The organism is Adhaeribacter sp. (assembly GCF_057359045.1).
Map to the genome: position 1 here is coordinate 1 of NZ_JBMQUD010000001.1, position 24,305 is coordinate 24,305.

At 42.5% G+C, this 24,305-nt stretch carries 26 protein-coding genes; 11 read left to right on the plus strand and 15 right to left on the minus strand.

The window, feature by feature from the left end; translation table 11 throughout:
* Positions 1-712 precede the first annotated feature (712 nt).
* A complete protein-coding gene (locus ACO1R6_RS00005) occupies positions 713-1,879 on the plus strand; it encodes an acyltransferase family protein (RefSeq protein WP_486261185.1) in 1,167 nt (388 codons plus the stop codon).
* A gap of 195 nt (positions 1,880-2,074) precedes the next feature.
* Here ACO1R6_RS00005 and ACO1R6_RS00010 read toward each other — a convergent pair whose 3' ends face one another.
* Positions 2,075-3,433, minus strand: a complete 1,359-nt coding sequence (locus ACO1R6_RS00010) for a M20/M25/M40 family metallo-hydrolase (protein WP_486261187.1) — start codon at positions 3,431-3,433, stop codon at positions 2,075-2,077.
* A gap of 247 nt (positions 3,434-3,680) precedes the next feature.
* Positions 3,681-4,703 carry an alcohol dehydrogenase catalytic domain-containing protein gene (locus ACO1R6_RS00015; protein ID WP_486261189.1) on the minus strand — a complete coding sequence of 341 codons (1,023 nt, stop codon included), beginning with the start codon at positions 4,701-4,703 and terminating at the stop codon, positions 3,681-3,683.
* Positions 4,704-4,976: 273 nt separating this feature from the next.
* Between ACO1R6_RS00015 and ACO1R6_RS00020 the strand changes: the two genes are divergently transcribed.
* The gene (locus ACO1R6_RS00020; RefSeq protein WP_486261191.1) at positions 4,977-6,077 is read left to right on the plus strand and encodes a hypothetical protein; all 1,101 of its coding nucleotides are present in this window, start codon (positions 4,977-4,979) and stop codon (positions 6,075-6,077) included.
* A 177-nt stretch (positions 6,078-6,254) separates the two neighbouring features.
* Positions 6,255-6,662, plus strand: a complete 408-nt coding sequence (locus tag ACO1R6_RS00025; protein ID WP_486261193.1) for an iron chaperone — start codon at positions 6,255-6,257, stop codon at positions 6,660-6,662.
* Between the two features lie 74 nt (positions 6,663-6,736).
* On the opposite strand, the gene ACO1R6_RS00030 is transcribed toward ACO1R6_RS00025, so the two are convergent.
* From ACO1R6_RS00030 to ACO1R6_RS00045, 4 genes are all read right to left on the minus strand, one after another.
* On the minus strand, positions 6,737-6,949 hold the full coding sequence (locus ACO1R6_RS00030; RefSeq protein ID WP_486261195.1) for a hypothetical protein: 213 nt from the start codon (positions 6,947-6,949) through the stop codon (positions 6,737-6,739).
* 147 nt (positions 6,950-7,096) lie between these two features.
* Positions 7,097-8,029: a DUF808 domain-containing protein gene (locus tag ACO1R6_RS00035; RefSeq protein ID WP_486261197.1), complete on the minus strand. Its 933-nt coding sequence runs from the start codon at positions 8,027-8,029 to the stop codon at positions 7,097-7,099.
* Positions 8,030-8,257: 228 nt separating this feature from the next.
* The gene (locus ACO1R6_RS00040; protein WP_486261199.1) at positions 8,258-8,833 is read right to left on the minus strand and encodes a 2'-5' RNA ligase family protein; all 576 of its coding nucleotides are present in this window, start codon (positions 8,831-8,833) and stop codon (positions 8,258-8,260) included.
* A 646-nt stretch (positions 8,834-9,479) separates the two neighbouring features.
* Entirely contained in the window at positions 9,480-9,896 is a 417-nt protein-coding gene (locus tag ACO1R6_RS00045; RefSeq protein WP_486261201.1) for a hypothetical protein, read from the minus strand.
* Between the two features lie 811 nt (positions 9,897-10,707).
* Here ACO1R6_RS00045 and ACO1R6_RS00050 point away from each other — a divergent pair.
* Entirely contained in the window at positions 10,708-11,301 is a 594-nt protein-coding gene (locus ACO1R6_RS00050; protein WP_486261203.1) for a thioredoxin family protein, read from the plus strand.
* 90 nt (positions 11,302-11,391) lie between these two features.
* The gene (locus ACO1R6_RS00055) at positions 11,392-11,769 is read left to right on the plus strand and encodes an endonuclease domain-containing protein (RefSeq protein WP_486261205.1); all 378 of its coding nucleotides are present in this window, start codon (positions 11,392-11,394) and stop codon (positions 11,767-11,769) included.
* Positions 11,770-12,088: 319 nt separating this feature from the next.
* On the opposite strand, the gene ACO1R6_RS00060 is transcribed toward ACO1R6_RS00055, so the two are convergent.
* On the minus strand, positions 12,089-12,979 hold the full coding sequence (locus ACO1R6_RS00060) for an NmrA family NAD(P)-binding protein (protein WP_486261207.1): 891 nt from the start codon (positions 12,977-12,979) through the stop codon (positions 12,089-12,091).
* Positions 12,980-13,083: 104 nt separating this feature from the next.
* On the opposite strand from ACO1R6_RS00060, the gene ACO1R6_RS00065 reads away from it, so the two are divergent.
* Positions 13,084-13,431, plus strand: a complete 348-nt coding sequence (locus ACO1R6_RS00065; RefSeq protein WP_486261209.1) for a winged helix-turn-helix transcriptional regulator — start codon at positions 13,084-13,086, stop codon at positions 13,429-13,431.
* Positions 13,432-13,437: 6 nt separating this feature from the next.
* On the opposite strand, the gene ACO1R6_RS00070 is transcribed toward ACO1R6_RS00065, so the two are convergent.
* From ACO1R6_RS00070 to ACO1R6_RS00105, 8 genes are all read right to left on the minus strand, one after another.
* A complete protein-coding gene (locus ACO1R6_RS00070) occupies positions 13,438-13,881 on the minus strand; it encodes a hypothetical protein (protein WP_486261211.1) in 444 nt (147 codons plus the stop codon).
* Positions 13,882-13,962: 81 nt separating this feature from the next.
* Entirely contained in the window at positions 13,963-16,026 is a 2,064-nt protein-coding gene (locus tag ACO1R6_RS00075) for a coiled-coil domain-containing protein (protein WP_486261213.1), read from the minus strand.
* Positions 16,019-16,483, minus strand: coding sequence for a hypothetical protein (locus ACO1R6_RS00080; RefSeq protein WP_486261215.1), 465 nt, complete (start codon positions 16,481-16,483; stop codon positions 16,019-16,021). The genes ACO1R6_RS00075 and ACO1R6_RS00080 overlap by 8 nt, the downstream gene beginning before the upstream one ends.
* Before the next feature lies 1 nt (position 16,484).
* Entirely contained in the window at positions 16,485-17,429 is a 945-nt protein-coding gene (locus tag ACO1R6_RS00085) for a hypothetical protein (protein ID WP_486261217.1), read from the minus strand.
* Positions 17,430-17,745: 316 nt separating this feature from the next.
* On the minus strand, positions 17,746-17,931 hold the full coding sequence (locus ACO1R6_RS00090; RefSeq protein ID WP_486261219.1) for a hypothetical protein: 186 nt from the start codon (positions 17,929-17,931) through the stop codon (positions 17,746-17,748).
* 110 nt (positions 17,932-18,041) lie between these two features.
* On the minus strand, positions 18,042-18,545 hold the full coding sequence (locus ACO1R6_RS00095) for a hypothetical protein (RefSeq protein ID WP_486261221.1): 504 nt from the start codon (positions 18,543-18,545) through the stop codon (positions 18,042-18,044).
* 27 nt (positions 18,546-18,572) lie between these two features.
* Entirely contained in the window at positions 18,573-18,734 is a 162-nt protein-coding gene (locus ACO1R6_RS00100; RefSeq protein WP_486261223.1) for a hypothetical protein, read from the minus strand.
* The gene (locus ACO1R6_RS00105) at positions 18,727-19,248 is read right to left on the minus strand and encodes a hypothetical protein (RefSeq protein WP_486261225.1); all 522 of its coding nucleotides are present in this window, start codon (positions 19,246-19,248) and stop codon (positions 18,727-18,729) included. Before ACO1R6_RS00105 ends, ACO1R6_RS00100 begins: the two co-directional genes overlap by 8 nt.
* Positions 19,249-19,397: 149 nt before the next feature.
* Between ACO1R6_RS00105 and ACO1R6_RS00110 the strand changes: the two genes are divergently transcribed.
* The 5 genes from ACO1R6_RS00110 to ACO1R6_RS00130 all read left to right on the plus strand — a co-directional run bounded on the left by ACO1R6_RS00110 (position 19,398) and on the right by ACO1R6_RS00130 (position 24,112).
* Complete coding sequence (locus ACO1R6_RS00110) at positions 19,398-19,676, plus strand: type II toxin-antitoxin system Phd/YefM family antitoxin (RefSeq protein WP_486261227.1); 279 nt, start codon at positions 19,398-19,400, stop codon at positions 19,674-19,676.
* Position 19,677: 1 nt separating this feature from the next.
* On the plus strand, positions 19,678-19,950 hold the full coding sequence (locus tag ACO1R6_RS00115; RefSeq protein ID WP_486261229.1) for a Txe/YoeB family addiction module toxin: 273 nt from the start codon (positions 19,678-19,680) through the stop codon (positions 19,948-19,950).
* A 170-nt stretch (positions 19,951-20,120) separates the two neighbouring features.
* On the plus strand, positions 20,121-20,492 hold the full coding sequence (locus tag ACO1R6_RS00120; protein ID WP_486261231.1) for an endonuclease domain-containing protein: 372 nt from the start codon (positions 20,121-20,123) through the stop codon (positions 20,490-20,492).
* Between the two features lie 306 nt (positions 20,493-20,798).
* A complete protein-coding gene (gene hrpB / locus ACO1R6_RS00125) occupies positions 20,799-23,237 on the plus strand; it encodes an ATP-dependent helicase HrpB (RefSeq protein WP_486261233.1) in 2,439 nt (812 codons plus the stop codon).
* Positions 23,238-23,584: 347 nt separating this feature from the next.
* A complete protein-coding gene (locus ACO1R6_RS00130; RefSeq protein ID WP_486261235.1) occupies positions 23,585-24,112 on the plus strand; it encodes a hypothetical protein in 528 nt (175 codons plus the stop codon).
* Positions 24,113-24,305 lie beyond the last annotated feature (193 nt).

The following is a 24,305-nucleotide window of genomic DNA, read 5'->3' on the forward strand; positions in this document are numbered from 1 at the left end:
GCTGCCACCTAACTTCACCCCCAGATTAAACTTTTCAAAATATTTAAAAAATAAAGCCAGCATTATCTTCTTTTTTAAGTACCTGGACAAAATTAATTTGATATATTTTGGTTTATCACTTTAGTCATTGAACCGGTTTAGCGTTTTGAAAATCTCATCAAAGTCTGCTCTTGCCGTGGGTTTTCATCGGCAAGAAGTCAGGTGAACGCTAACTGCGTGGCGATGATAACACCATCAATGGCCGCCAGAAGCACTTTTAAGAATGCTAAACAGACTCATGGTGTAAAGAATCTTCTGTCCAAAGTGCCAGTAACTCAATAGAAGCTTCCTGCAGGACAAGTACGGATGGTTTAATTTATTTTTGACCTGGTGTTTGTAGTAAATTCAGCTTACAAAACTACTTTTTTAGCCGGTTCTTTTAACGTTGCTTTTGAAGTTTACTGTAAATAGGTTAATATCGGAGCAGGAATATTTATGGCCCGTAGCATACATGCTGCAGTATTTATGGTATCCTGAAATTGAGGAAAAAATATTAACCTGTAATATTTTACTTGTTTTAAAAAGGGAAACTGCCCGGAGTTTTGTAAATTGTTTACGTCGGCCTAAATTAAGCTTTGTGTAGCTACTGGTATATACCCGGCAAGCAGCAAGCTTGTAAGTTATTTTTATACCAATTTGTTTCCGGATTATCACCCCTAATAAACTAATTAGCATGATTAAAATTTACCCAACTACAACGGCGGCCCAAAGCCCAACTTTAAAAACAAACTTAGCGCGCTACCTGTCGTTGGATGTACTCCGGGGTATGACCATTGCCCTGATGATTGTGGTAAATACGCCGGGAAGCTGGGAATATGTTTATGCGCCGCTCCGGCACGCCAAATGGCACGGGTTTACCGTTACGGACCTGGTGTTCCCCACTTTTTTGTTTGTGGTGGGCAATGCGCTAAGCTTTAGTATGCGCCGATTTGAGCAGCAGGAAAGCAAATTTCTCCGTAAAATATTTAAACGAACGGCGCTCATTTTTCTGGTAGGCCTTTTCCTGAATGCTTTCCCGTTTGTTACCCGCACCAATGGTCAACTCGAACTGATTGATTTTTCGGCAATACGCATTATGGGTGTGTTGCAACGAATTGCGCTTTGCTACGGCCTGGCAGCTTTGGTTATTCATTATTTTAAAATACGCGGAGCGCTTATTTTCAGTGCGCTGGCCTTACTAGCGTATTGGGGTATTTTGTATGTATTTGGTAATCAACCCGACCCGTATACACTGGAGGGCAATGCTGTTTTAAAGCTCGATATATTTTTATTACCGGTTAAAAACTTGTACAAAGGCTACGGTATTCCTTTCGAACCCGAAGGTATTTTAAGCACTTTGCCTTCAGTGGTAAACGTTATTGCGGGCTATTTTGCCGGCCGATTTATACAGAAGGCTGGTAATAACAAAAATACTGTTATCTGGCTGGCATTGGCCGGAGTGGTGCTTACGGCGGTTGGCTCTTTCTGGAATATTTATTTCCCAATAAACAAGCCTATCTGGACCAGTTCTTATGTGCTTTATACCGTAGGCTTAGACCTGATGGTGCTGGCGGGCATTATGCTGCTGGTGGAGGTAGCCGGCTTTAAAAAGTGGACTACTTTTTTCGAAGCTTTTGGTAAAAACCCTTTGTTTATTTATGCCCTGGCAGGCATGGTAGCCAGAATGCTGAGCCTGATCCAGGTAGAGGGTACGGCGCTGAACGGGTGGCTGTACCAGAACTTGTTTGCAACCTGGCTCGCCGGCGAAAATGCTTCGTTGCTGTATGCCATTATCTATATGCTAGTTATGTGGCTGGTAGCTTATATCCTGGATAAGAAAAGAATTTATATTAAAGTCTGATGCTGGCAGGTGGTAAAGGAGTGGTAAAACTAAAAGTCAATTTTACCACCCCTTTATAATATTGCTACAGGGTTAAAGCAAGCTGGTACCTGGCCAAACGGATTATTTGCATCTCCATTCTATACAAAAGGGCACGAAATCGAAATAAAGAACATTTCTAATTCATAATTCATACAAGCACTCGTTGTATTATTTCTACCGGACAGGCTTTGGAAAACTTACCGGGCTTTTATTACCGGCTTTGTCTATGGCACGCACGCCAAAAAAGAAATTATCTTTCGACATGCCTTTCATTACAAAATTGGTAACGTTGCCTACCGCTTGCGCATTGGTCCAGGTGGGGCTGGTGGTGTCGCGCCATACAATCTCGTAACCAGCCAAATCGGCTTCGGTGTTGGTATCCCATTTTAGTTCGGTATCGTTGCCTAACCGGGCCGTAACCATGCCCACGTTTTTAGGCCGGGCCGGGGCCAGGGCCAGTTTGGCCAAACTGGCGGCATTTACCCGCGTAACATTGGCCACGTAGTTAAAATCGACAAACTCGGGGGTATCGCCGTAAAATTTGCCGTTTTCGGTGCGTACGTTTTGGTGCTGGTGGTCGTAATCTTCGTTCGTTTCGGTAATGCGCACAGCCGTAAACCCGCGTTCCAGAAAAGGAATATGGTCGCCGCCGCGTAAATACCGGTCGCGGCGGTAAATCATGGTTACCCCAAATTTAGGCGAATACAGGTCGGCGGTTTCTTTAATAAACCGAGCCAGTTGCCGCGAGGCCGAATCGTTTTCGCCGCCGGTGCCCCGCCGGGTATTGGCCTGCTGCTCGGTTTCGTTAGAAGGCACGCCTTCTGAAAATACCCGTACCGTTTGGCGATTAGCGGCATTTTTAAAAGTAGTTACCCCCCCAATTATATCGTTCGTAAACATGGCCTCAATATCCATTTTTTTCTCCAGGGCCTGTTGTGCAAAATACGTGGCCCCCAGCAAACCCTGCTCTTCGCCGGGCACCGCCATAAAAATAATAGTTGCATCGTATTTGTGTTTCGACATGGCCCGCGCCATTTCTACGACCGCTGCTGTACCCGAGGCATCGTCGTTGGCACCGGGGGCATCACAATCGGCATTGGTTGGGCTGGTACACATAGAATCGTAATGCCCCGACACCACGTACACACGCTCCGGATTCTGTGTGCCGCGTAACACCGCGTACACATTGGTTAAATTAGTAGGTTGGGGTACCCGGGCCGCCGGGGGCTGTAAAAACGTTTGTTTTTCTACTTGTAAGCAACCGCCGCATTCCTGGCTTATTTTCTGAAACTCGCTGTATAAATAATCGCGTGCCGCGCCAATACCGCGGGTAGGATTATCTTGTACCGACAGGGTATTGCGGGTACCAAACGACACCAGCTTCAGAATGGTCGCTTCAATGTTTTTCGCCGAAATACCTTTCAACATTTGCTGGATTTCCGGGTTGGGTTTTTCTTTTTTGGGCGGTGCAAAGCCACTTAACACCGAAATGCCTAAACACAGGGTAAAAGCCGGAATAAATTTTAAAATCATGCGTTTGTTCTTAGATAGAAAAATGAGTGGTAAACGGAAGTAAACCAGATTATACGTGACAGACTTGAAAAACCATGAGCTTACTATTAATTGTAGGCCGTAGGTGTACCGCAGGTTGTCGAACTAAAACCAAGTTAAGAAAAAATAGACAGGTCACGTAACATTTGCAAATACCAACAGCATTTCTGTTGCTATCAAACATTGCTTCGGGCAAGGCTTTGTGGTAAAAATAATCCTGATGCATTTATTAAATTGTTACCACCACCTTGCCTACGGTTTGGCCCCGCTGAAACAGGTAAATGGCTGCGGGCATTTCGGTAAAAGCATACACGTGGCCAATATGCTGGGGCACCAGTTGCAGCGCCAGCAAGCCGTTGAGCAAGCGGTGCATCATATCGGTTTGCTCGTAAAGGTAAATAAGGTTAAAGCCCAGCAGCGATTTATTTAAGGTAGGTAGCCGCAGCGGGTCTATTTTGGGCCGCTGCAAAAAACGCCAGATTAAACGGGGGTAATTGGGGCGGGCACTGTGGCTGGAGAAACTGGCGTTGCCGTATACCACCATGCGCCCCATGGGAGCCATGACTTCCCAGCCTTGTTGTAGAATTTTACCTCCAATACATTCCATAATCAGGTTTAACGGCCGGCCCGCGAGTGCCTGGTTTAGTTTTGCCGGAAAAGTTTTATCCCGCAGAATCAGGGCCTGGTAGGTTTCCTGCTGTTCTAAAAACTTAATTTTATTAGGGCTACCAACGGTACCAATGGTGTACGCCCCGTATTTTTGGCAGATGCGGTTGGCCAGAATACCCACGCCCCCGGCAGCACTATGAATAAGCACCGTTTGACCAGATTGTAGGTTACCCAATTCAGTAAGGGCGTAATATGCCGTAAGGCCCTGCACCAAAAAGCCGGCCCCTTCTGTAAAGGTCCAGTTGGCTGGCAGCGGTATCACGTAGCGGTTATGAATATTTATATGCGATACATAGCCACCAAATTTGGTAACTCCCATTACTTTGTCGCCAACCTGCCAATCAGTAACGGCGGCTCCCATGGCTATTATTTCGCCGGAAAACTCCAGCCCCGGAATAAAAGAACCTTTGGGCGTAGCGCTGTACAGGCCCTGCATGGCAAAAATATCGGCAAAATTTAGCCCTACAGCTTTTACCTGCACGCATACTTCGTCGGGGCCAGGCGGGGACAGGGTTTCTGTACTCAAATGCAGGTGTTTAATAGAGCCGGCCTGGGGCATGCGGTAAACCTGGCGTTCAATCATGAGCTACCTATAAATAAATATCAATACCAATACTTCTTTCCTGACCAAACGAGCGCTTACGCCTAAGGTTCTGCGCCAGAGGGCCAGCAATATTTTCCCTGTTTTAACCTGACTATTAGAATAAGTTGTTTAAATAAACAGTATTATAAAAAGTAAAGCCTATAATTTTATAAAAAAAGAAGTAAAATACTAGATTTTAGGTATTTGAAATGCCAAGTGGCGCTGCTATCTTGTTGATATTCGTTTTTAACGCATTTAGCTGCCCTCTATATCATGCTCAATTCTATCTATACCGCCACCTTAATTGCCAAATCATTGTCGAACCTGGTGAGTGCCGACCGCAAAAACTCTTACCAAGAGCTGGAACGGGTAGCCCAGGCCAGGCGCAAGTACCAACAGCAAAAAACAGAGCTGGGCGGCGACCCGATTGAAGAATTCCGGAATACCTGCTTAAGCAAAATTTGTGATTTGCAGCACGAGTTAATTTTGGAAGTATCGGATGAAGTGTTTCTGCAAAAAATATTGCCTTTGCTGCTGGGCCACATTGGTAACTTGTACGAAGCCGACACGCAACGGGAGTTAACCATTATTGATATGAGTTTAGCCCGTATTGAACACGCTATTAACAATTATAAAGAAGAAAAAAAACGGAGAAAAAGAATCCGGATGTACGCCGTGCTGGTGTCGTTGGGCTGTGTTTTTTTATTGGGCGTATTTCTCTGGGCAGGCTCTGTTTACGGCAAAATAGACCATAACTTTAAAATTAATATTTTAAATATTCCGGTGCCCGTTTTGCTCTGGAGTATTATCGGGAGTTTTTCGGCGATACTTTACCGGTTTACCAACGCCGGCGACCGCGAATTAAACGAACCCTTAAGGTGGTTATTTGCCCGCCCTTTAACCGGTATTATTATGGGCGTAATTTCTTACCTGGTTATAAAAGTGGGTTTGGTTACTATTCAAGGGCATCAGGAAGGCACAGGCATTGTAAACCCCGAAGTTATCTGGCTGATTGCCTTTTTGGCGGGTTTTAGTGATCGCTTCTCTGAGTCGTTACTGCGCACCGTAGTAGGTAAATTTGGCGGCGACAAAGATGGTGAACTGGTATCGACGGAGGTAAGAGCCCAAAGCACCAAAGTATCATCAGCTACCCACCCGGTTCTCGACGAACTGGATATACCGGTCGAACCTGATAAAGACCCGGCCGCCGCGCCCACTCCGGCAGAAGTGCAAGCAGACCTCTTAACCGATAAAGCCGACGTAAATTTAAAACCTGCTCCCGGTGCGGCGCCGGTTACCCAAACCAGCACCATCGAAACAAACGAAATAGCGGTTACCCAAATAAATAACGTACCAGCGAAGAAAGCAGAATAGCTTTTTGTTCGGGTCAAAATATTCAATCTCGCCTGGTTGGTAACCGGTAAATTTTACTGAAGCCAGGGTAAGTGTAATTTTCTTAGTTGTCGCAAACGACCCTTTTATTGTCGGTTTTGCACCGCTATTTTAAGGTTGATTGAATGTAGATTTGTAAGGTAAATTTACCTAAACCCCATGCAAGATAACCAGAAAACCACCGTAGCCGAGGACGTAAATAGCTACTTGCAAGCCTTACCGGAAAGTACCCGCCTGGCTCTAGAAAACGTACGGACCATTATTAAAACAACGGCACCGCTGGCCGCAGAATCTATTGGTTACGGTATGCCGGGTTATAAATACCTGGGGCCGCTCATCTATTTTCAGGCTTCAAAAAAACACCTGGCCTTGTATGGCGTAGGTAAAAATATACGGGCGCAATTTAAAACCGAGTTGCAGGGCTTTAAAATTGTTGGCTCTTCTATTCATTTTACCCCGGAAAAGCCTTTGCCGGACAGTCTGGTACAAAAAATAATTATGGCCAGAATGCAGGAGAATGAACAGCGTGCAGCCATAAAAAACAAAACCAAAATAGCCAGCTTTTAGCCGGTTATTTTGGTTTTATGCATTTATTACAGGTAGTAATTTAAAGATTAAATGGGGTAAGCCCGGGTTAGAAATTAACGACTCTGGCGGCGGAGCACCAAACCGTAAATAATCAGTCCGGCACCGGCAGCAAAGGCCAGATATTGTTTGTCTTTGTTCGATAATGCTTTGTAAAAAGCAAGTCCGTTTTTACCTGGGTCATTAAAAATTTCTAACAGTTCCGACGGATTACTGAATAAACTCTTAAGGGTTTTGGTCGCCTCATTGGCGGCTTGGGATGTTTCCATGATAACGTGTTTTTAGTAAAGGGTACGGCAGAAAGCCGGGGTAAGATGTTTTAAATAATAATTTAAGCTTAAGTTTTACCGCAAAAAAAGTTGCCCGCGTACAAAGCGCTGTAGCTACATTAAAAAGGGTAGGTAAGGGGCAACTGGTTAAACGCCGGCCGTTTTGCCCCGGAATAATTTGCGCACCAGCACCACTATTTTTTCAATAATAAATCCTAATATCAGGCCGCCCACCAAACAAACCAGTACCACGGCTAACCAGGCCAGAATTGGTACGCTGGCCAGCGCATGTTCTATGTTTTCTATTAAATGATGCAGAAACGGTACGCCGTGGGTTATAATCTCGAAACCTACCCACAACATAGCCGCCGTACCCACATAGCCTAATATTTTCAAAAACTTAGGCATAAACTTTACAATGGCTCGTCCAAAATTCCGGATGCCCGGCGAATGGTTTTCTTTGGCCAGGTGCACCCCAAAGTCATCGGCTTTTACAATTAAGCCCACAAACCCGTAAACAGCGGCCGTAATAAATACCGCCACCGCCAGCATTACAATTATCTGGTTTGCCAAGGGCTGGCCGGTTACCTGACTGTAAGCAATGGCCATAATTTCTGCGGAAAGAATAATATCGGTACGCACGGCGCTGGTAACCCGCTCTTTTTCCAGTTCCTCCGGCGTAATTACTTTTAAACCTTCGCTTTCCTGGTGTTCCTCGGCGTGGGAGCTAAACATGGAATGCACTTTTTCGTAGCCCTCAAAACACAAATAAGCGCCGCCCAGCATTAAAATAGGTTGGATGGCCCAGGGGGCAAAGAACCCCAATAGCAGCGCGGCCGGACTTAGAAAAATAATTTTATTTATCAGCGATTTTTTCGCAATCTGCCAGATGATAGATAACTCGCGCGAAGGGTCCAGGCCCACCACGTACTTGGGCGTAACGGCCGTATCGTCAATTACAATACCCGAAACTTTGCCCGTAGTTTTAGCTACTTGCGCAGGCACGTCGTCGAGGCTGGCGGCACTAACTTTTACCAGGGCCGATATATCATCTAATAAAGCAAGTAGTCCGGAAGCCATTTTGTCGTTTTTGTTTTAAGCAGATACTTAATTTCTGGGATTAGGTTGGCTTAACGTTTTTGCCCGCCACGCCCGGCCAGCAAGTTAGGGAGCGGCATCTTGATTCGCAAATAAGGGTTTGCTTTTTGGAATAAGCAATATAGGGGCTTAACGATAACTTAAGTTATATTAACAGCGGGTTTTGATTCTGTCCGTATAAAACTACCGGTTACAGCTTTGTTTAAATTCTTACCTGGTAAGGTATAGAAAGGAAAGCTGACCAGAAAGCATTGCGCAAAAAGAAAACACTTGCACCGGAATATACCTGCCTTCATCGTATTTCTTCAATAAAATAGCAGAATTAGCCGTAAAGCTTTCCTGGTAAGAATATTCTTTTAACCAATGGCAGGTAGCATCAAAATGGGAATTTAAACTCCGGCCAATGGTAAGGTGCGGTACATACGTTGAACTCTTGAACCCTCCTGGCAAACCAGCGATAAAAGAACTTCTCCCGATGTTCCTACTTATTTGCTCGAACAACCTATTTTCTTCAATTCCCAGATATATGGTTTTGCTTGTAGGAAAGTATTTAATACCATTAGTAGTTAGGGTTATTGGGCGCTCCTGGGCTAATATATTTTGTAGTGACCTGCATAAAATAGGTTCCAGGCTATCATCCATATAAACCCATAAAACAGAAAGGTGGGGTTGAGAGTAGCGGCCAGGATAATCATTGATTTTATTACCGAGCTTCGCCTTTAAAGAGAGTACTACATTGCTAACAGAAGAGGAAGGTGGAATAATGAGTAAATATTCTGCCCGCATAAGCATAATTAAATTAGTTGTTATACCTGAATAAATTAGATTCAAAACTTCTAGGCTAAAGACATTGCTATTCGATAGAGTCTTAGCTAGTAAATTAGATTATTATAAGTTGCCTTCATTTGCCTAATTACAAAGAATAGGTATTTTAGTTATTTATACCTTTTTAATTTATAAAATTATTCGCTAATATATTTAGCCAAATGATTTTATATAGGTCGGTTTTATTATTTAAAAGAATATTTATTTTAATTTATTTAAGATAAAGGGTTGTAATGCTGCCAAAAATAGTAAAACATATTTTCAAACAAAAAATAATTGCTAAAAATATTAGTTATTTTTTAATAATGAATGCGCTTGATTGTATATCGGGTGTAGGTAAATATATAGGATTATTTAGTCGGGCTGCGGTTTTCGGGTGAGATGGTCAGGTGAGTTTGCCGAATTTATAACGCTCGTGGGAGGCTTGGATGGTAAAGAATTGGAGGCAGCGTAAGTAATCCTTTTCTAATCCTTTCTCAAGATAAGGCTTGTAGGGGAAATTACATGGGGTAGGGCAGATGTCTATTTTGTACCTACTCTGCACCAGTCAGGTAAAAAAGTAGACCCATGAAGCAACCGCTTACCTAAATTAAGCTGGTTTAGTAATCTAAAAAGCTTCTTCTACCCAAACCTTCCGGGCAATACCTATGCCTTCCAGGGTACCCCGGCCACCGCTACGTAACAAAACCGCCACATTTTGGCCCTGCCGCAACTCGCTTAAACTGATCGAACGACCATCGGGGCCAACTATTTGGGTGGTGGGTAGTACCAGTACAAACGCCCGGTTATAGCGCGAATTCTGCGAAGGCACGCCTTCTACTTCTAACATTACCTGCCCCTGGTTATACCTATCCTGAATAATGCTTCCCCGAATATCTACCCGTTCCGGTGATAAACGCTTTTGCTCGGTAGGGGCGGCATTGGTGGTACCAGCGGGGGCCGTACTGGTTTGGCAAGCCGTTAGCCAGCCAGCAAACAAAAAGCAAAAGACTACAAAGCCTGGCGGCACATTTTTAATTCCCATGTCCTTATCAGTATCATTCCGGATTATTTAACGGCGATAAACCAAAACAGGATGTGGACGGGTTAGCTAAATATTTTACGGGAGTAGCTGCATTTTAAGTAGCAACAGCTATATGCAGCAGCGTTCTAAGAGAAGGGTAATTTTATTTTGATTCTTTTACCTGAACAGGACAGACAATTTAATAACAAATCATATAAGGCAAAATTTACTTACGCGCTTCTTTATTAGGTTTAACCCCCGATTACCGGAGCGGCACCAGAAGTGAAAAGTGTTCTTAAACCATTTTAAGCTTTTACCAACGCACATTCTTAGCCTATAGTCAGGAAATAATAATTTTAACCAAAAATTGAAAGCTATGGCAAAGCGCATCGATATCCTGGAAAATCAACCTTTGGCGACCAAAAACTAGGTACGGCCTGGAAACGTACCTCGCCGGCACCCCGTTATCCAAAACCCACAAAGAGCTTATAAAAATAAGGGCTTCCCAGATTTCCGGCTGGGTATTTTTGCCTGGACATGCACACCAAAGGCCCCCTGAAAAACGGCGAAACGGTACAGCGGCTTTTTATTAAATGCCTGGAAAAACACCGATTTATTTACCCCCGAGGAAAAAGTACTGCTGGCGATTACCTAAGAAGTATCCTTTATGCCGCAGCAGGGTTTAACCGACCAAACCTAACAAGGCAGGAAAATACCTGAAAATATTAATTTATACGGGGTAAAAGAGTAGGGCGCATTCTGCTATATCAGCCATTTGCACTTGGTACGCGTAGAGAATGGCTATATTTGCACCTAAAAATAGCCTCTTAACATGACTTTTGCTTTCACCCACGACCTGATAAATTCTGCTTTTACCTACGCCGGTTACCGGCAACACCTGGCCCACGAACTTAGTATGCCCGCCCAGGACGAAGCCGCCCAGAAAATGCGGCCTTACACCCAGAAAAATGTAACCTTGATGGATAAATTTGATGCGGATTACCAGGTTTCAGAAAGCCTGAAAACAACCTTGCAGGAAGCGCCTCCTACTATTTGGCTCGTACTAACCGAAGGCTGGTGCGGCGATGCCGCTTTTAATGTGCCGATGCTGGCTGCCATGGAAAAAGCGGTACCGGAAAAAATTAAACTGCGGTTGTTGTTGCGTGATAAACACCTGGATTTAATGGATGCCTACCTTACCGATGGCGGGCGCTCGATACCTAAGGTAATTGTGCTAAGCCCGGACTTGCAGGAATTAGGCACCTGGGGGCCGCGTCGCGCGCCTTTGCAAACCGAGCAGCTCCGCTGGAAAGCAGAAGGCCTGACGCTAAAGGAAATTATCCCCAAAGTGCAAGCCTGGTACGATGCCGATGCCACCCGCACCGTTCAGGAAGAATTAACCGCTCTCATAAAATCCTATTCCTGAAAGTAAATAAGCTTATCCGCTGCCATCGACTTGAAAAAATATTCCGTATTCCAGCTTAAGTCCCCTTCGGAGGGGGGAGGCTAGTACAGTATGGGAGCAAATAATCACGACAATAAAAACTTAAAGTCGTCGGCTCAAACTCTCCGCAACGATTCTACCAAAGCCGAAATCAGATTATGGTACGAAATATTATCCGGTAAACGGTTAGGTGGCTACGGCTTCAGCAGGCAACGCCCGATTGGCAATTATATCGCTGATTTTTTACGCAAAGAACTAAAGCTCATGATTGAAGTAGACGGCTATTCGCATAACCTTAAAACGGAAGAAGATGCCGCCCGGGATAAATATTTAACCGAATTAGGTTTTACCGTCCTCCGTTTCTCTGCTACCGAGTTGCTGCCCGATTTACCGAATGTGCAACGTCCGTTAGCGGTTTGGATAGAAGAGAGCGGGAATCAAATTAAATAAAATATTCAGTTTCTAAAGGCAAAGCAGGTAGTTGCGGAGATAGGTAAATAAAAATCCTCCCCCTAACCCCCTCCAAAGGGGGGCGGTTCCCCATTCAACTGTATGCGGTGCTCCCGCTGCTGCTAAAGCTTTAATTAACCCAAGCCTAATTATTTATATAATTTCTGCCCGCTATAGAACAATACTCCTAACCTAACCATCAGCCAGAAAAGTCCCCCTTTGGAGGGGGTTAGGGGGAGGATTTACCCAAACAACCACACAAACAAGAACAAGGAGCCTGCTCCCAAGCCAAAACCCGCCCCTTAAAAATATTGCCAACCTACACCTGGGCATACGCCGCCGCAAAAGCCGGGGCAAAATCTTCCAGTTTTACGTTGCCGGTAGGTTTGGCTGCTTGCTGGCGGTAATCCGCGAACATGTCGCCGCTCCGGACGGCGGCCCCCATTTCGGTGTAATTCCGGGCATTGTCTTCGGGTAGGCCGTTTTGCAGCATGGCGGCTAAGGTAGCCTCATCCGGGAAATCGACCCAGGTTAAAGCGGGTTTGCCCACGGCCTGGCCCAGTACGGTGGCAATTTCGTGGGTGGTGCGTTCGTCGGAAGCGATGTAGCGGTAGCTTTTACCGGTAAAGTTCAGGTTCAGTAATTCATCGGCGGCTACCGCGGCTATGTCCTGGGTATCGGCCAGAATGAGTTTGGTATCGGGGCCGTAGTTGCCGCCAATAATGTTCGCGTGTTTTACCATGCCCGCATTGTTCAGGAAATTATAATAAAAGAAGCCCGGCCGCAAGTGTTTTACGTGTACGCCTGCCAGCGCATCCAGGGCCTGTTCAACGTAATACATACCACTTACGGGTCCGCAACCCTCGGGCAGGTGCGCGCCCACGCTGCTTAAATTTACCACGTATTTTACGCCCGCTGCTTTAATGGCCGCGGCGTAATGCTGACCCACGGCGGCAATTTGCTGTTTCCAGTTGGAGCTGCCCCAGAAAGGCGGTACCATGGTGTACACGGCATCGGCGCCGGTAAAAGCTTTTGCTAAAAAGGCCGGGTCTTCTACCGAGCCAATGGCGGCGGTTGCACCCAGGGCTTCGATGGCCGCGGTTTTATCGGGGTTGCTGCTGATAATGGTGACGGCGTGGCCTGCCTGTATTAATCTCTGCGCCAGGGGCTGGCTGATGTGTCCTAAAGAACCGGTTACTACGTATTTCATCTTTTTATTTTTATTTGATTTTTGATGGGCCAAAGGTATATTTGTACTTACTTTTAGACAAGTACTTACCCCAAAGTAGGTATGCTTATAACCGCTGCATCATCATGACCAAAGTAAAAGAAGCTTCTACGAATAACCTGAATAAAACCACTGCCCTCACCGACTGCCCGGTTACCTTTACCCTGAGCAAAATAGGCGGCCGCTGGAAACCCCTTATTATTTTTCATTTATTGCCGGGCACCAAGCGGTACAGCGAGTTAAAAAAGTGTATTCCGGCCATTACCGAAAAAATGCTGATTCAGCATTTAAAAGAACTGGAAGCCGATAACCTGGTTACTAGGAAAGCCATGGCCGTGGTGCCTCCGCACGTAGAATACAGTTTAACTCCTAAGGGGCTGGCGCTCGGGCCGGTACTAAACGAAATGGCGGGTTGGGGACTTAAGAATAGGTAGTACTTATTAAACTTTTCCTAGATAATCTGTAATTTGATAAGTATCTAAACAATAGGCTCTATACTCTAAATAGTTATTAATTTCATCTTTCAATTCAGGATATCTCAAGAACATTTCATCTGCAAATAGCCATGCAGTTTTCTCTCGTCTATTTATTTCTTCGCTATTATCCAAATCATTTTTGTCTAGTTTTAATTTATCCAAGTGATGACCATATTCATGAAATAAATCCCATAGAATATGTAATCTATTTCTTTCTTCACTAACATCAATTAAAATAACTCCTTCTTTTTCTTCATTTTTATATAAAGATTTTTTTGATTGTCCAATTAATAATGTGCACCCATTTTTGAATAATTCTCTCAAAGTATTTTCAATTATGTTGTTATATTCAGGATGTTGTATATAAAACTTAAGTTCAGCAATTTTTAATCGCATCCACTCTGACATGTTTTTTATTATTGATTTAAATGAAGAAAAAGTATTTCATATTGTACACTGTTAAGTATTATCACCTGAGAGCGTATAAAATCAATTAGTGGCTTCTAATTTTTTTATATACTTCCCAGTTCCTAAATCAATTAAATTGAAATTAACTCCAGTAGTACTTTCTTTATAAGTTGATTCTGATTGTTTAAATGAACAAAAAACTAAAGATTGAGCACCATCAGCTTTTCCCATTTTTTCAAAAAGATTTCTTAAATCAATATTTGCGGTTTCTTGAGTACCTGGCTCATCAAACATAAAAAAGTTGGGATGGTTACCATTATATTTTATAGAAACATCTCTTAAAGCTAATGTATAACTCCAAATAGCACGAATAAAATCACTTGCTGATGAATCAAATTTTAAGGAATATCTTTCAACAACAGGTAAGAAAGTCTCTCTTGAAATATGTATATCACCTAATGATTTGCTTCTATAATTAAAGTATGAAAGTAAACCTTTGAATAAATATTGTAGGTCTCGTAATTTATTTTCATCATTTTGTGATAAGGCTTTTGATAAGTTACTTTCTTGGCTTAAAATATGCTGCCATTGTTCAGATAAGTTTAAAAAACTCTCTTGAAAAGAAGGAAAATCATTTGACCTACTAGTGTAGAGGTCTAGTCTGCTTTTTAATCTTATTCGTCTTTCAATTATTTCAATTGAAGGTAATCTGTTATCACTAGTTAATTGTGTCTTAAGACTTCTTATTCTACTTCTAACCTGTGTAATCTCCTCATTCAAACCATTTAATTGAGATTCAACCCTATCATTCTCAGAATTAAAATTTTTTATAAAAAGGTTAATTAAACTTATTTGTGATTCAAGAAATGAAATGTTATCATCGATTTGCATAGGAATTTGATTTAACTCCTTTGGCAATAAAGAATCTTTTAAATTCTGCTCACAATAAGGGCATATATCATTTGCAACTAGAAGACCTTGTTCAGCACCCTTTTCTTTTACTTTTTTATGATATTTATTTTGATTAAGGTCATTTTCAAGTTCCTTTTTTCTTTCTTGGTAGGAATAATACCTTTCTAGTTCAGTATTTTTATGATGTATTATTGCATTTAGATTGATAGATAAAGTACTTAATTTTTCATTTAATAAATTTAATTCGACTTCTTTTTCTAATGCAACTTCACCTACTGTAGGAATTTCTAATTTTAATAGGGTATCATATTCTGTTAAAAGTCTTTGAACATACTCTCTTAATAATATTGTTTCTTCTGAATTTGAATATGTTAAATAGATTGAATCTTGTGAAAGAATAACATGTGGTTTTTCCTCTACGCCTTTAATTTCGCATGCTATATTCCTAGCAAAATTTTTCAATGCATAATATAGTTTTGACCATTCAAGTTCAATATTGGCTTTTTCTTGTTTTATTTCAGATTTTCTTCTTAAAATGCTCGAAGAATCTAAATTTAGAATAAATTCAATTGCCCTTGTTTCTTTATCATTTAGAGAATAAAATGGGATTGAGGCTAAGAAATCGGTCCATCCTCCTTTTTGTTCAATTACAAAAGCAGGAAAAATATTTTGGATATATAATTTTTTAAAATTCCCATCTTTATATTGAACTTCGGGCAAATTCCAACCTAATTGTGATTCTAGGAATGGATGAAATCCAAAAGGATTATCTTCTTTTGAGGAACCTGGGTCATGAACGTACATTGGTTTATAATCGTACTGGCCTAGTTTCGTCAACATTGGTCCATCAAATACCTCAACTAATCCTGCTTTTTTATTTTCACTTGTTATATATCTTCTAATTGTAATAGTTTTTATTCCAGCTATTTCTAATAGTATATGTGACTCAATAACTTTTGCCTCTATTTCATATGATTCATTACCATTTGCATCTATTACTTTGTTATTATTAAGTATTTCACTTTTCAATACAGATTGCATTGTCTTTTCATTCTTACCCCCAATTAGCTCTTCAAGTCCTAAACCATAAAGAACTGATTGAAATACTGTACTTTTTCCAGTAGAATTATCTCCTTTAATAATATTTAACCCTTCTTTAAATGGAATAATTGGAGTTCCATATAAACCTTTATCAGTTACAATGTTTATTTTTAAAGCTTTTATCTTAAGCATTATTCCAAAGGTTTTTTAAATCTTCCATTTTTTTATCCGTTATTTTTTTGCCTATTAATTTAAGCACTTGTTTCTCGTGAGTAAATATTTCTTTGTTATGGAGGATATTATTAATGAATTGATTTCCTTTATATAAGAGGCCATACTTATCATCTTTATACTCAATTAATCCTTCAGCAATTGCTAATTGTAGTGCTCTATTAAGTGTGAGTTCAATTCCAAAAAAATTAATCCCTTTCTTTAAATTCGATGTAGCAAAAATCTTTAATGCCTCTAAATTTGAATGAGACTTCAGTGCCCAAGAAAACAAATGTAATTTCAATAAACTTGCCTTTCCATTATATCCATTAATGTGTAAAATAATTAGTATAAGAGAAATCTTATACATTGGTCGATAGTTAGGATATAGTGGGATAGCCCGTTTTGTAAAAGTAAAATGATACTTTTGTTTTTCCATTTTAAACAAAGTCTAAAGGGCAGCGCATTAGCCAATCAGCTATAATTGAGGAAGCTAGAGTTTCCTTATCTGATTCATTTAGTAATCTTGGAAATTCCTTAGATAATTTTTCAATTATTAAAACTCTTAATTCGTCAATCATTTCTGATTTATTTTCAATTGGTAAAGTACTTTTCATTTCTACTAAATTTTCAAGAGAAGAAACAACCCCTAAAAATCTTTCATATTCTGTGTCTAAGATATTGGACCACTTTTTCTTAATATCCTCACCCATTAGATAATTTTTAACAGTTAAGTCGGTCCTTTTAATTATTTGAGCTGTATAATCAATTGAATTCTGTGGATATAATTTGCTGTTTTTATTTAATGCATTAGTTATTAAAATATTATTGCCATTCTTTTCTTTAAAATCTTTTATCAAGCTATTTTCTGGCAATTCAGGTTTAAAAGAAATCGTATTGTTATAGGAGTCTAAAATTTTAGGAACTTCAGGTCTGAAATATTCAATATCTTTAAATCCTATCCTGAAATTTTTATCAATAAAAGTATGCCCCCATTGTTGAACAATCTTTTCATATTTATTACAATGAAGTATAAACTGAGGAGTGGATATTAATTTAGGTGTGGTAAAATGCCATGTTTTAATTTTAATACCATTTAAAATTTGAGAAATTTCTTTATTATAAGTATTTAGCTTATTAATATCATCGCGTACTTTATCTCGTAAATGGTCATATAAATCTTTATCATTATATTCTTTTTCTGGACAATAGCATTGGTAAACATCACCCACAACTGTAAATCCATCTAAACCATAATCACCTCCATCAATTGCATCAACTTTTTTATAATTATGAAATTGGTGTTTCATAATCAAGCAGCTATGACAAAATGCTTCCCAGTCATTTCCTGCATTAAAGGTTAATCCTATATTTAATAAATCCATTAAAAGTAACTCAGCTTTAAATATTTATTATTGTATTTAAAAAGCCTAATATACTTATTTTTAGATTATTATATTTCTCTGATATATTCTCATTTAAAATACTGAAATACTAACAAGAGAGTTAAAGCTAATAAAATTAGTAAAAGAATATATTTTAATTTACCATTCTTTCAAATAATAAATAAAACTAAATTTAATAGAATAAGCTAATAATTAATCTATTAATTTTAGGGTGCTAATTTCAAATTAATCTATTCAAATAATGTCCTTTACAGTTATGCCCTGTTTTATTTTCTAAGCAAAACTTTTTAATTCCTTAATTTTGTTTAAAAAATAAACCTTGCCCCAGCCCCTTCACCATCGATTTACCCGTTCGGGAAATAATCCACAGCGTTAAAGAACACTTGGCCGCCCGGAACTCGCTTATCGTACAGGCACCGCCGGGAGCCGGTAAAAGTACCTTGTTGCCACTGGCCTTGCTAAACGAACCCTGGCTGGCCAATCAGAAAAAATTATGCTGGACACCGGCTGTTAGCGGCCTGCACCATTGCCGAGCGCATGAGTTTTTTGCTCGGAGAAGAGGTGGGGCAAACAGTGGGCTACCGCATCCGCTTAGGTTAGGTCCGCAATATTTTGCATCAAGGCTAAAATAATATCGGTTGCTTCTGCTCCGGCACCATAGGGTAAAGCACTTTCCACGCCTTCGATTAAGCTTCTGTTATGTAGCAAGCTGGTAAATGCTTCTTTTAAATATATTTTTACGGTACTGTTTGCCCCAGTTATACTTTCTAACAGGTTGGGGCAGTTATCTAAAATATAGATAATGTCTTCAAAATCGTGGCTTTGTCTTAAATCCTGGCCACCTCTGTTTTTATGGGCTTCTAACTTGGCCGCTATATAATAGGCCGGAGAAAATATAAATATTTCTGTTTCGTCGGGCAGTTTCTTTACTGTCTTATTTTCAATCCCTTCCGGATACCACTTATTACTAAAGCCTAATAATTTTTCGTCGGTGGGCATTACATCTACTATCACGGTCTTGTATAGCCACCGGCAAATAGGCGCTCCCGGAGAAGTATCGTTGGTAAATCCTCTGGCTCGTAAATCATCTTCCAATTGCGCATGTGCTATTCTGGAACTTAATTAAATTACGCAATCTATATCCAGCGTTGGCCGTATTTCGGATGCAGCCGGGTTTTCAGCATATAGTTCGGCTACAGCACCTCCCACAAATACCATTTCGTTTTTTAAATCGCCTAAACCGGCCGCCACCGTTTGCAGCATTAAAAGATTCGCACTAATCATGGCTCAGCCGTTTTTGTAATTCTTCTCTGGCAATCGTTATTTCCCGTACCCGACCCACCCGAAAGGTATCAACGATGGCTAAAAGTTCGTAAAATAAATCTCCTTCCTTTACAATTTGAGGTAAAGTATTATAAAGTGGTTCAATAGCTTGTCCACGAAGAGTACCTTTAGCATAAGGCCAAACATAAATATCGTTACCTGGTGCAATATAATCTTTTATAGGCGATGCAGAATGTGCGGTAGGAACTCCTTTAACAACTGCACCTGGTTCAACAGGAAAAACATATTTTAAACCGTATATAATAAACTCATTAAAGGAGTTAATATTAACATTTCTTTTCTTGGAGTCAATAAGTCCGGCAATCTTGCATCTGTTTAGTGCTTCAGAAACTTCAGAAGGACTTATATGAATATCATGAGCTATATCTATATTACGCCATTCTTTATTATTGAATGCTACTATCTTTAGTAAAACTACAATATCCTGCGGCCGCATTCCATTATGCTTCTTCATTATCTTTGTTCTTAATTCGCGATTCGCGAATTGCAAATTTAGTATTTATAATGAAATGGTAGTAGTAACATTATTGAATAAATAGAACAAAAGTGTACAAAATTCTGTACGATATTTAGTACATTTGACCACTTTTATTAAGCAGTATTATGAAAGCCATAACGATAACCAGTTTACGCAGCCGCATTAAATCCTATCTCGATGAGGTTATCCAATCTGGCGAAACCATTATTGTGCCGCGTAATAACACCAATGATGATGCGGTCGTAATTATTTCCCTGAAAGAATATAATGCGTTACAGGAAACCAACTACTTGCTTTCTACGCCAGCCAACCGCACCAAACTGGAAGAATCTATCTCCCAATTAAATGCTGGCCAGGTCGTCCAATTTCCTTTGGATACTTTAGAGCCAGAAAAAGCCAGTTAGCATGAATATTACTTTTTCGGCGCAGGCCTGGGAAGAATATTTGTATTGGCAAAGTACCGACCCGGCTATGGTAAAAAGAATAAACGAATTATTAACTATTATCCACCGGACTCCGATTAGTAAATTTGGCAAGCCAGAAGGGCTAAAGCATCATTTAAAAGGCTTTTGGTCGCGGAGGATTAATGATGAGCATCGCCTGGTTTACCGCATTTCGGGCACCAAAGGCATCGACCAGGTTTGTGAAGTAGCCCAGTGCCGGTATCAATATACGTAAAGTGTAGTTATAAAATCCTCCCCCTTCCCCCTCCCAAGGGGGACATGCGCCGCCACCGCTTAAGCCTGGTTGCTACTCCTTTCTGACGCATTCCTTTTATATTTTACTACCATTATAAAATTTACGTATTCCCGATAAATCCCCCTTGGGAGGGGGTAGGGGAGGAGAATATGGAAGAAAACAACCACTACAACAAAAACTTAAAACCACTTGCCCGCAACCTGCGCCACGATTCTACCAAAGCCGAAATCAGGTTATGGTGCGAGTTACTATCAGGTAAACGATTGGGTGGTTATGGTTTTAGAAGGCAACGCCCCATTGGAGCGTACATTGCTGATTTTGTATGCCTGAAATTAAAATTGATTATTGAGGTGGATGGCTATTCGCATAACTTTAAAACCGACGCAGATATACAACGGGATGCGGCGTTAAATGCATTGGGATTTACCGTACTTCGTTTTTCGGATGCGGAAGTAATGCAGGATTTGCCGAATGTGCAACGAACGCTGGAGATTTGGATAGAGGAGAACGGGAATAAATAAAAATCCTCCCCCAACCCCCTCCAAAGGGGGACTTTCGGCTACTGGAAATATCGTGGTAAATGCGTTGTGGTTGCTTCTGATTTTTTTGCTGTTTGGTTTGCTTCATCAAAAGGAAAATTTATAAAACGAAAAACAAAAGGGTTAAGAAAGACCCTAACGGCGATAGCACCCAAAAAGCTGGCTAACCAAGTCCCCCTTCGGAGGGGGTAGGGGGAGGACCAGTACATTTGCCAAAAGAATTACCGATATTTGCACGGTAAAGCCGCTGTGGTTTATAGAATAATTAATTATAACAAATATTCATCCTTGCCCTTCAATCCCTTCACCATAGACCTACCCGTTCGGGAAATAATCCCGAGCGTTAAAGAACACCTCGCCACCCGCAACACGCTGATTGTACAAGCGCCACCGGGAGCCGGTAAAAGTACCTTGTTGCCATTGGCCTTGCTAAACGAGCCTTGGCTGGCCAATCAGAAAATAATAATGCTGGAGCCCCGGCGGTTAGCGGCCCGCACCATTGCCGAACGCATGAGCTTTTTACTCGGCGAAGAGCTGGGGCAAACGGTGGGCTACCGCATCCGCTTCGAGAACCGCACCTCCGCGCAAACCCGTATTGAGGTGGTAACCGAAGGCATTTTAACCCGCATGCTGCACGCCGATAATGGGTTGGCGGGCGTAGGGTTGGTAATATTCGATGAATTTCACGAGCGCAGCATTCACGCCGATGTAGCCATGGCCCTGAGCCGCGAAGCCCAGCGCACCAAGCGGCCCGATTTGCGGTTGCTCGTGATGTCGGCCACGCTGGATATGCCCACGCTGTCGGGTTTGCTGAATGCCCCGGTGGTGCAAAGCGAGGGGCGGCAATACCCCGTTCAAACCATTTACACCGGCGACCTGGACGAATCGCTGCTGCCCGACCTGACCGCCCGCACCGTGCAACGCGCCCTCCGCGAAAAAGTCGGCGACGTGCTGGTGTTTCTGCCCGGCGAAGGCGATATAAAAAAAGTAGAAGGCTTGTTGCGCCGCCAGCTTTCCCGCGATATTGCCATCCATCCGTTGTTTGGCATGCTGCCGCCCAACAAGCAATACGCCGCCATTATGCCCGACCGTAACGGCAAACGCAAAGTGGTGCTGGCGACCTCCATTGCCGAAACCAGCTTAACCATTGAAGGCGTATCGGTGGTGGTAGATTGCGGTTATGGCAAAACCAGTCGCTTCGACCCCAACTCCGGTTTGTCGCGCTTGGAAACCGTGCAAATTAGTAAAGACGCCGCCGACCAGCGTGCCGGCCGGGCCGGTAGGTTAGGTCCCGGCACCGCCTACCGCCTCTGGACCGAAGCCACCCACGCCCGCCTCGCGCCGCACCGCACCCCCGAAATCCTGGAAGCCGATTTGGCCTCGCTGGTGCTGGACATGGCTTCGTGGGGCATTATCGATATCAATCAGCTTACCTGGCTTAGTCCGCCGCCTAAAGCTGCTTTGCTGCAAGCCACCGAAACCCTGCACCAGCTCAATGCCCTGGAGCACGGCCGGATTACCGAACACGGCCGCAAAATGCACGCCCTGCCCACGCACCCGCGCATTGCCCACATGCTGTTGGCCGCCGAAGAAAGCGACCAACTGGCTTTGGCTACCGATATTGCCGCCATCCTGGAAGAGCGCGACCCGCTGCCCCGCGATGCCGGCATCGATATAAATCTTCGGATTGAAGCTTTGCGCCGCTACCGCCAGGAAAACGTAGGCGGTAAAGGCCTGAAGAAAATAGAAAAGATTGCTGCCCAGTACCGCCGGCTATTCGAGATTTCGCCTGATAACAGCACGATAGACCCGTACGAGACCGGTGTGCTGCTGGCGTATTGCTACCCCGAGCGCATTGCCTGCGCCCGCCCTGGCAACAACGCGCAGTTCCAGCTGGCCAACGGCAAGTACGCCCAGGCCGGTCACCGCGACGACCTGGCCCACGACCCCTGGCTGGCCGTAGCCAACCTGGATGCTAGGCAGGGGATGGGTAAAATATTCCTGGCTTCGCCGCTGAACCCCAAAGATTTGGCCCCGCTCGTGAAGAAACAGGAAACCATTACCTGGGACCCCGCCGACGGCGAACTCACCGCTTCCTCGGATTTGCGCATCGGGAGCATTGTACTGCAACGCAAACCCCTGCCCACTCCCGACGACAAACACCGCCCCGCCGCCATATCAGAAGCCCTGAAACGCGAAGGAGAAGACCTGCTGAACTTCTCAGAAGCCGTAACCCAATGGCAAAACCGGGTACTCAGTCTCCGTAAATGGCGCCCCCAGGAGACCTGGCCGGATGTGAGTACACCTACCTTATTGGCCACCAACTGGGAATGGCTGCGCCCGGCTTTGCAAGCTGTTGAAGACCCGGAAGATTTATTTGACATCGATTTATTGCTGATTCTGCAGAAATTTTTAACCCCAAATCAGCAACTACAATTGAATATTTTAGCTCCGGCAGAAATTACGTTGCCCGATAATTCTGCTATGGAGTTGCAATATTTTGCTAACGGCGCGCCGCCAGTTTTAGAAATCAGGTTGCAGGATGTATTGGATTGGCGGGAACAGCCGGTAGTAGATGCAGGGGAGATGCCGGTAGAGTTGCATTTGCTTACGCCGGATTTAAAGCCGTTGGTTGTTGTTACGGATATCGAAAATTTTTGGCGGAAGGCATACCCGACACTGCGACCGGAATTGGTAGCCAAATATTCAAAAGTAATCTGGCCCTAATTATACCACACTCCAATGGCGCGATGATCCGCCCCGTACCTTTTGATAAAAATCACGATTGGGGCAGTCCTTAATGTTTGAAATAAATATTATATCCAATAGTACATAGTGTATTCCATAGCAGCCCAGCAAATAGCATCCCCCATCGGTCATTCAGTAGAATTCGAAGAATTCCAAAAGAAACTTCTGTGTGGGATGAATAAACCGGTAATAAACAGCACGCTGAATTCAATACAGAAGATTCCCATCAGGAATGACGGGTAAGCCGGGAATAATTTGTATTTGCCTTATGGAAGGTACTTTATACTATTTAGTATTAAACAGTTTCATTGTTAAAATTGCTTGGTATGAGAACCGTATTTCTTTTCTTTTTCTTCTTTGGTTATGCTCTACAAAGTGTTGCGCAAGCGTTATCGGTGCAGGAATTATTAGCATTCAGACAGATGGACCCAGACGCGATAACCCCAGCACTGACGAAAAAAGGTTGGACGTTTATGGTAGATAATAAACCAACGGATAAGATGATGGGCAGAACAATTTGGGCATATAGACCGGCAGAAGTTGGCAATGCCGAGGCCGGTGCCGAAGCTTGGTGTGTGCTTTATTCTTTACCCCACAGCACCAGTCGTATTTTGTATAACCATTTTGGCGAGTCGGTTATGCGTAAGATTACCAAAAGTATTAAACGTAAAAAGATGCACCTCTTAGAAGAAGGAACCAATTTAAAGGGTGTCGCTTTTCTATCTGCTTATACTGATTTTGCAGATAATACATTTGTTTTTCGGGTAATGACTTATAACCCACCTTACGGGTTTGGTATAAAAATTTTTGAAAAACAAGATTATTTACACGCCAAGGCAAATAACCAGTTATAAAAAACGCCACTCAGTATTCGTCAAATTACTGCGGTCAATGTATGAATAACACCAAAACCGCTCGCCCTGTTTGGCTTTACGCCGGAATACAGGATAAGAAATAACCTTAACCCGTTTGTTTTGCGTAAGGGCGAATTAGACTACTTATCTTTTGCCTATCTTTAAGCACATCACTAAAAATATAGCCCCTAAT